This is a genomic window from Novosphingobium sp. Sphag1I (assembly GCF_056279125.1).
In genome coordinates this window covers 203,345-210,561 of sequence record NZ_JBWBQS010000010.1, presented here as the reverse complement: position 1 = coordinate 210,561, position 7,217 = coordinate 203,345, and the positions used below count along the sequence as shown (strand labels likewise).

Annotated in this window: 7 protein-coding genes and 3 tRNA genes; 4 read left to right on the top strand and 6 right to left on the bottom strand. The window is 58.2% G+C overall.

Annotation, left to right across the window (positions count from 1 at the left end):
- Positions 1-237: 237 nt before the first annotated feature.
- From ACZ9HU_RS13685 to ACZ9HU_RS13675, 3 genes are all read right to left on the bottom strand, one after another.
- A tRNA-Gly gene (locus tag ACZ9HU_RS13685) sits at positions 238-312 on the bottom strand.
- Positions 313-349: 37 nt separating this feature from the next.
- Positions 350-424: transfer RNA gene (locus tag ACZ9HU_RS13680), tRNA-Gly, on the bottom strand.
- Positions 425-462: 38 nt separating this feature from the next.
- Positions 463-537: transfer RNA gene (locus tag ACZ9HU_RS13675), tRNA-Gly, on the bottom strand.
- Between the two features lie 249 nt (positions 538-786).
- Between ACZ9HU_RS13675 and ACZ9HU_RS13670 the strand changes: the two genes are divergently transcribed.
- Positions 787-1,695 (top strand): tetratricopeptide repeat protein, encoded by a 909-nt coding sequence (locus ACZ9HU_RS13670; RefSeq protein WP_476105711.1) that lies wholly within the window; start codon positions 787-789, stop codon positions 1,693-1,695.
- Between the two features lie 3 nt (positions 1,696-1,698).
- Entirely contained in the window at positions 1,699-2,304 is a 606-nt protein-coding gene (locus ACZ9HU_RS13665) for an LON peptidase substrate-binding domain-containing protein (protein WP_476105710.1), read from the top strand.
- Between the two features lie 3 nt (positions 2,305-2,307).
- Here ACZ9HU_RS13665 and ACZ9HU_RS13660 read toward each other — a convergent pair whose 3' ends face one another.
- Positions 2,308-2,715, bottom strand: a complete 408-nt coding sequence (locus tag ACZ9HU_RS13660; protein ID WP_476105708.1) for a hypothetical protein — start codon at positions 2,713-2,715, stop codon at positions 2,308-2,310.
- A gap of 89 nt (positions 2,716-2,804) precedes the next feature.
- Positions 2,805-3,614 (bottom strand): metallophosphoesterase family protein, encoded by an 810-nt coding sequence (locus ACZ9HU_RS13655; protein WP_476105707.1) that lies wholly within the window; start codon positions 3,612-3,614, stop codon positions 2,805-2,807.
- Positions 3,615-3,806: 192 nt separating this feature from the next.
- Here ACZ9HU_RS13655 and ACZ9HU_RS13650 point away from each other — a divergent pair, with 192 nt between their 5' ends.
- On the top strand, positions 3,807-4,235 hold the full coding sequence (locus ACZ9HU_RS13650) for a VOC family protein (RefSeq protein ID WP_476105706.1): 429 nt from the start codon (positions 3,807-3,809) through the stop codon (positions 4,233-4,235).
- A 21-nt stretch (positions 4,236-4,256) separates the two neighbouring features.
- Here the strand turns inward: ACZ9HU_RS13650 and nhaA are convergent, their stop codons facing one another.
- Entirely contained in the window at positions 4,257-5,432 is a 1,176-nt protein-coding gene (gene nhaA / locus ACZ9HU_RS13645; protein ID WP_476105705.1) for a Na+/H+ antiporter NhaA, read from the bottom strand.
- A gap of 88 nt (positions 5,433-5,520) precedes the next feature.
- Here nhaA and ACZ9HU_RS13640 point away from each other — a divergent pair, with 88 nt between their 5' ends.
- Positions 5,521-6,969: a glycosyl transferase family protein gene (locus ACZ9HU_RS13640; protein ID WP_476105703.1), complete on the top strand. Its 1,449-nt coding sequence runs from the start codon at positions 5,521-5,523 to the stop codon at positions 6,967-6,969.
- The last annotated feature ends 248 nt before the right edge of the window (positions 6,970-7,217 follow it).

Sequence of the window (7,217 nt, the reverse complement as noted above, 5' to 3'; positions counted from 1 at the left end):
TTCGAACCATTCAGCGGAGCCGCTTGCGGCGCAGCGCATCAAAGATTTCAGAGGGTTCGCCTCGGCGCAGGCCGTGACTAGGCCTGCAATCGCATTGTTGTCGTAAAGGCGGGAGCGGGCGAAGGGATTCGAACCATTCAGCGGAGCCGCTTGCGGCGCAGCGCATCAAAGATTTCAGAGGGTTCGCCTCGGCGCAGGCCGTGACTAGGCCTGCAATCGCATCGTTGTCGTGAAAATTGGAGCGGGCGAAGGGATTCGAACCCTCGACCCCAACCTTGGCAAGGTTGTGCTCTACCCCTGAGCTACGCCCGCTCGGGCGGGTGCGCCAAATGGCAGCACCTTAAAAAACTGGAGCGGGCGAAGGGATTCGAACCCTCGACCCCAACCTTGGCAAGGTTGTGCTCTACCCCTGAGCTACGCCCGCTCGGGCTTGGCCATGCGGACGCATGACCGGGTGAAACTTGGAGCGGGCGAAGGGATTCGAACCCTCGACCCCAACCTTGGCAAGGTTGTGCTCTACCCCTGAGCTACGCCCGCTCTGGCGTTTCGGCAATGGAGCGGGGCGCTCCGTTGCGGGGTGAGGCGGCCCTTTAACGACGCTCTTTCACCTTGCCAAGCACAATCTTTGCATCTTTTCATTTTCATGGCGGAAAATTGAAAATTAGTCGGCCCGCCATCACCTCTGCTATGGTGAGAAAAGCGCTTTATCCCTTCACAAATGACGCGAAAGGTCCACATAGGGGCCAAGGCGTCCGGTCGGGCGCATCACGAATATGGAGTACCCCGGTGGCAAGTCTTGGCCTGAGCATCGAAGAACAGAAAGCCGTTGATCGCTTCCGCAAGGCGGTGGTCGAGCCTTCGATGACGCAATTGGTGATTCTCGATTTCTGGGCCGAATGGTGCGGGCCTTGCAAGGCGCTGACCCCGGTGCTGGAAAAGGTCGCGGCCGAATATGCCGACAAGGGCGTCGTTCTGGCCAAGGTTAATGTGGACGAGGAAGGCTTTATCGCCGGCCAGTTTCAGGTCCGCTCGATCCCGACCGTCTATGCGATTTTTCAGGGGCAGCCGATTGCCGACCTGACCAATGCGCGCGGCGAATCGCAGTTGAAGGCGATGCTGGATCAGTTGCTCAAGCAATTGCCGATCCAGCCTGCGGGCGACCCCAAGCCTGATCTTGAACCGCTGCTGGCCATGGGTGAGGAAGCGCTGGAAGCAGGCGATGGCGAACGTGCCGTCAATATTTTTGCGCAGATCGTTGAAATCGCGCCTGACAGCGCAGCGGCCCATGGCGGGTTGATTCGCGCGCTGGTGCTGGGCGGACAGGTGGAGGAAGCCGAGGGCGTTCTGGCCTCGCTCGATCCGGCCATCGCGGGCGATCCGGCGGTGGAGCGGGCCAAGGCGGCGCTCGAACTGGCCAAGGATGCGCCTGAGGATGGCGAACTGGCCGGTTTGAAGGCGGCGGCTGAAGCTGCGCCCGATGACCATCAGGCAGGCTTTGATTATGCCAGCGCGGCCTTTGCCGCCGGTGATCGCGATGCGGCGGCGGCCACACTGCTGCGTCTGATCGCGGCGGACCGGACGTGGAACGAGGGCGCATCGCGCACCAAATTGCTTCAGATTTTTGAGGCCATCGGTCTTGAGGATCCCTGGGTTTCGGCCCAGCGTCGCAAGCTCTCCACCATCCTGTTCGGTTGATTGATGCGGGTCTCGATCTTTCCTCTTTCGGGGGCGATGCTCTATCCGGGGCTCAGCCTGCCGCTGCATATCTTTGAGCCGCGCTATCGGGCCATGGTGTCCGATGCGCTGGCTCGGGATCGGCGAATCGGCATGATCCAACCGCAAAGGCCGGAGGAGGGCGCCCCGCTCTATGATGTGGGGACGCTGGGACATATTCAGGAGGTCGAGGCGCTGCCCGATGGGCGGTTCAACATTGTGCTGGTGGGCGAGGCGCGTTTTCGCATCCTGCGCGAAATGACGGTTGTGACGCCTTTCCGTCAGGTCGAGGCCGAATTGTTGCCCGACCCCGAACATCAATCGATCAGCGCGGTCGAGCGCGCCATGTTCGAACGTGAGGCGCGCCACTTTGCCGATGCGCAAGGCTATGCGGTCGATTGGGAGCAGGTGACGCGATTGGACGATCAATCGCTGATCAATGGTGTGGCCCAGATCGCGCCTTTTGATGCCGCGTCAAAGCAGGCGCTGCTGGAAAGCCCCGATCTGGCGATGCGCTGTGAATTGCTGGTGCAATTGATGCAATTTTACGGTCGCCGCGATGGTGACGATGGCGCCGCCACGCTTCAGTAGAAATCAGGCCCGAATCAACAGGCGGGTTTCATCCAGTTCGATCACGGGCACTTCCCACGGGTGCGCGGCGATGATGGCCTCCAGCGTTTGATCGACTGCCTGCTGCGGCGCATCATCGGGAATATGGATCGTCAGGATAACAGTGGGCGAGAGACTGCGCGCGCCAGCCGCGCCCAATGTCGGCGTTGCGCCGGCGGTCGGTTCGAAATTTTCCCAACCAGGATGCAATTCGACCACGCCGCGATAGAGGCCGAAATCGCCAAGCGGATTGTCACCCCGCACAATGGCCAGCATCCCACCCAACGCCGGATCATCCTCGACCGATTCCCCGGCCATCAGGCGCGACAAAGTGGACGCGGCAACCGGGCAATAAATCCGCAGGCGTTGAACCTTGCGCAGAGCAAATCCCATGGCGGCCTCTCCATCATCATGGCGTTGAACGTTTGGTCAGAGGCGTCTGCCCAAGCAAGCCTGACGCCCCTTTTTGTGCGCGGAACACATCAACCTGAATAAGAAATGCCGATTTTGCCGTCCTCGACTGTGGTGGAAATCAAGGCTCGCTCGGCTCCCTCCAGCAGGATCGCGGTCAATTGGCCCGATTGATAGGCGCCCGTGTCGATCCCGATCCGGTTTCGACGAAATTCCGGCGCCGGGATAATCGTGTGGCCATGAACCACCGTGCAGCCATGAGACTGCTCGCTCGACAGAAATGGTTCGCGGATCCAGCGCAGGTCGGAAACGGATTGCTCGTCCAGCGGGATGCCGGGACGAATGCCCGCGTGAACAAAGGCATAGTCGCCGATCAGGATGCTCTTTTCAAAGCTTTTGATAAAGTTGACCCATTCATCCGATACGACCTGATTGAGCAGCGCATGCAGTTCTTCCCACGAGGCTTCGGCATAGGCCTTCTCGTCCACGCCAAAGCTGAGAATGGTTTCGCGTCCGCCATGCTGGACAAAATGGCGAAGAACCTCAAGCCGTTCGAGCGAATCCAGCAGCATCTCTTCATGGTTGCCCATCAGGATGTGCATGGCCTTGTTCGCCGCGCGGCGTTCGCTTTGCCATTGCCGCGCCAAGGAAAGGACCCCAAGGCTGGCCGGGCCACGATCGATCAGATCGCCCAACAGAATGATCGTTGTATCGGCGGGGCCGCGTTTTTCGTCTTCGGCTTCGATGGCGCTCATCAGCGCTTCGAACAGGTCGAGCCGACCGTGAATGTCGCCGACGGCAAAGACGCGCTGACCATCTGGAATACGCGACGTGTTGGTCGAGGCGGGGCCGCCGAACAACTTGCGCAACGCACCTAGCATAGTCTTGTTCGCCTCATATTTTGTGAAACTCAGGGCATTAAGGGTGACGCAGGTAAGGGTCAAGTTTATCAAGAGGGCGTGGCAGCCGATCCATCATCTTGGGCGGGGGCGGAATTTACGTCTTGCCCAACGGGTTATCCGACCGGCATGGTCGGATCAGCATGTGATTGGCGATTATTGGAGTTTTGAGCCGTGACCAAATTTTTGCACACGATGATCCGTGTGACCGATCCGGATGCAACCATTGCGATCTTCAATTTGCTGGGGTTGCAGGAAACCCGCCGCTTTTCCAGCGAGCAGGGGCGCTTCACCCTTATCTATCTGGCCTGTCCCGGACAGGATTACGAGGTTGAGCTGACCTATAACTGGCCCGCCGAGGATGGCAGCGCGGAAACCTATACCGGCGGGCGCAATTTTGGCCATTTGGCGTTTCAGGTCGAGGATATTTACGCCACGTGCCAGACGTTGGCCGATGCCGGCGTGATTATCAATCGCCCGCCGCGCGATGGTCACATGGCCTTTGTCAAAACGCCGGACGGCATCAGCATCGAATTGCTTCAGAACGGAAAGCTGCCGCCTCAAGAGCCTTGGGCCAGCATGGGCAATACTGGCACATGGTAAAGGATTCGAGGGCGGCAGGGGTCAATCCTGTCGCCCCAGTTTCAATAGAGCGCCGCCGATCAATCCTGAAACAATCGATCCGGCCAGAATGCCCATCCGTATGGCATTTTCGCGCATGGGATCGGGGGCAAAAGCCAGCGAGCTGATAAACATGCTCATGGTAAAGCCAATGCCGGCAAGATGCCCCGCGCCCAGAGCCTGAAGCCAGCTGACGCCATCGGGCCTGCGCGCGATCCCCAAGCTTTCGGCAAGCCAGATTGCCCCAAAGACACCAATCGGTTTGCCCAATACCAAACCGGCGCCAATGGCCAAAGGCAATGTCAGGTCCGCCCCCAGCAATCCCGCGTCTATCCTGACGCCCGCATTGACGAGGCCAAACAGCGGCACAATGAAAAAGCCGCTCCACGGGGTCAGGGCATGTTCAAGGCGGAGCAGGGGGCTGTCATGCCGTTGATCAAGCGCAATGGGCACGGTCAGCGCGGCCAGAACGCCCGCTACGGTTGCATGAACGCCAGAGTGCAGCACGCACCACCACAAGACGCAGGCCATGATCAGATAGGGCCACACCTTAGTGCAACCCAGCCGATTGAGCGCAAAACCCGCCGCCAGAACCGCAAAACTGATGCCGAGCCACATCAGGTCAACATGCGCGGTATAGGCCAGCGCAATCACAATTACCGCGCCCAGATCGTCGACAACCGCAACAGTCAACAGAAACAGCCGCAGCGAGCGAGGAACGCAGCGCCCCAGCAGTGCGATAACCCCCATGGCAAAGGCAATGTCCGTGGCCGAGGGAATCGCCCAGCCACGTTGCAGATCGGCATGGCCTTGGGAAATGAGCAAATAGACAACCGCAGGCACGGCCATACCTGCGGTTGCGGCCAGCACAGGCAGCCTGCGTTCCTGGGCATGGGCCAGGTTGCCGATTAAAATTTCCCTTTTAACTTCAAGGCCTACGGTAAAAAAGAATATAACCATCAGTCCATCGGCAATCAGATCACGGATGGAGTGAATATGCGGAAAAAAATCACCCAGCCGTGGCTGATTCAAAAATCTCAGCCAATGTTCTGAAAATGGCGAGTTACTTATGGAAATAGCGGAAATGGCCGCAAAGGCCAGCAGGATGCCCGCCGCAATTTCTTGCTGCCTGGAAATATTTTGTACAAATTTCCAAATTTGACTGAAAATAAACTTCAAGCAAGTTCTGCCTTAAGAAATGACATTGCGTGGATTAGAGAATCTAACTAAGTATTTACATATAGTGCCAACGGGGGTTGTCTCTTTGATGTCCTATGCCGCATGGGGTGGCTGGACTTTGGTCGAATGGTTGTTGTTGATCGAACGGGAATTGCTGCTTTTCGCGCTTTTCTGGTTCGTGATCGGCATGGTGGACGAGTTGGCAATCGATGTCATCTGGTTTTGCCTTCGCCTTCGTCCGGGGAACGGTACGCCGCATTTGCCTCGCACCATTTCGAATGGGCGTCTGGATGGACGCATAGCGATCTTTGTCGCCTGTTGGCGCGAGGCTGACGTGATCGGCACAACCGTTGCCAACATGCTGCATAATTGGCGCGAATCCGACTACACGCTGTATGTCGGTTGTTATGCCAATGATCCGGCCACCGTTTCGGCGATCACGGCCGTGGCCGGAACGGATCCGCGGTTGCGTATCGTTATTCACGATAAATTCGGCCCGACGACCAAGGCGGATTGTCTTAATCGCGTTTATCGCGCGATGTGTGCGGACGAACAGCGGTTGGGCTTCCGTTTCAAGGGCATCGTGCTGCACGACAGCGAGGATATGGTCCATCCCCTGGAATTGAAATTGATCGACCGCGCGCTCTGCGATGTGGAATTTGTCCAGTTGCCGGTTCGACCAGAGTTTCCCGCAGGCCCGCATTGGGTGGCGGGCCATTATTGTGATGAATTTACCGAATCCCATACTCGAATGCTTCCGGTACGTGATGCCTTGGGTGCGGGCCTGCCCGCCGCAGGTGTCAGTTGCGGATTTGCCCGCGACATCATTGAAACTATCGGTGAAATAAGGGTTCTTGAGGGTGTCGAAGGACCATTTGCTGCCGATTGCCTGACCGAGGATTACGAGTTGGGCATGCTGATCCCGCAATTGGGCGGGCGCAGTTGCTTTTTGCGATGCCGGGATGCCGATGGCAACCTTATCGGCACGCGGTCCTATTTCCCAAACACCGTGCTGACCTCGGTCCGTCAAAAAACGCGCTGGATGCATGGCATCAGCCTTCAGGGCTGGGACAGGCTGGGCTGGAATGGCCGCTTTGTCGATATCTGGATGTCGATCCGCGATCGTCGCGGCCCGCTGATCGCACTGGTGCTGTTTGTCGCATACTTGCTGGTCGTGCTCGAAGGGACGCTTACAATATTGCGACTGTGGTATGGCAGGGAAATGCCGCAATTGCCGCCTGCTTCGGATGCGATGCGCTACTGTATGCAAATTTGCGCTCTCGGCCTCTTTTGGCGGTCCTTTATGCGGGCCGTGTTTACCGGGCGCGAATACGGGTGGAAACAGGGATTGCTTGCGCCTCTGCGCCTGCCTGTTGCCAATATTGTGATGATATTGGCCGCGCGCCGTGCGGTGCTGGCCTATTGCCGCAGCCTTGCCGGGGCAAAGGTCGTTTGGGACAAGACGGAACATGTTGTCCATCCCGCTCTGGCTTCCACTATCCAAGCGGCCAAGGGCCCTGTTGAGCAGGTTGCCTGATGCCCGAATTTGCCGATTTGCACGGTCGCCTTGCGCAACCCAGAAAGCGTGGGCAACCGCTTGTCATTTTCCTTTCCGTACTGATGGTCTGGATGGGCGTGCGTACGCTTACCTGGCAGCATTTGTCGCTGGCCATTCATGACAGCAAGCCAAGCGTTAAAGCCCCGATCAGGCCCCGTATCAGCCTCAAGCGATGGCAGAATGCACGAAATACGTCGTTGATTGGTCATGCAGCCCCGATTGCCGAT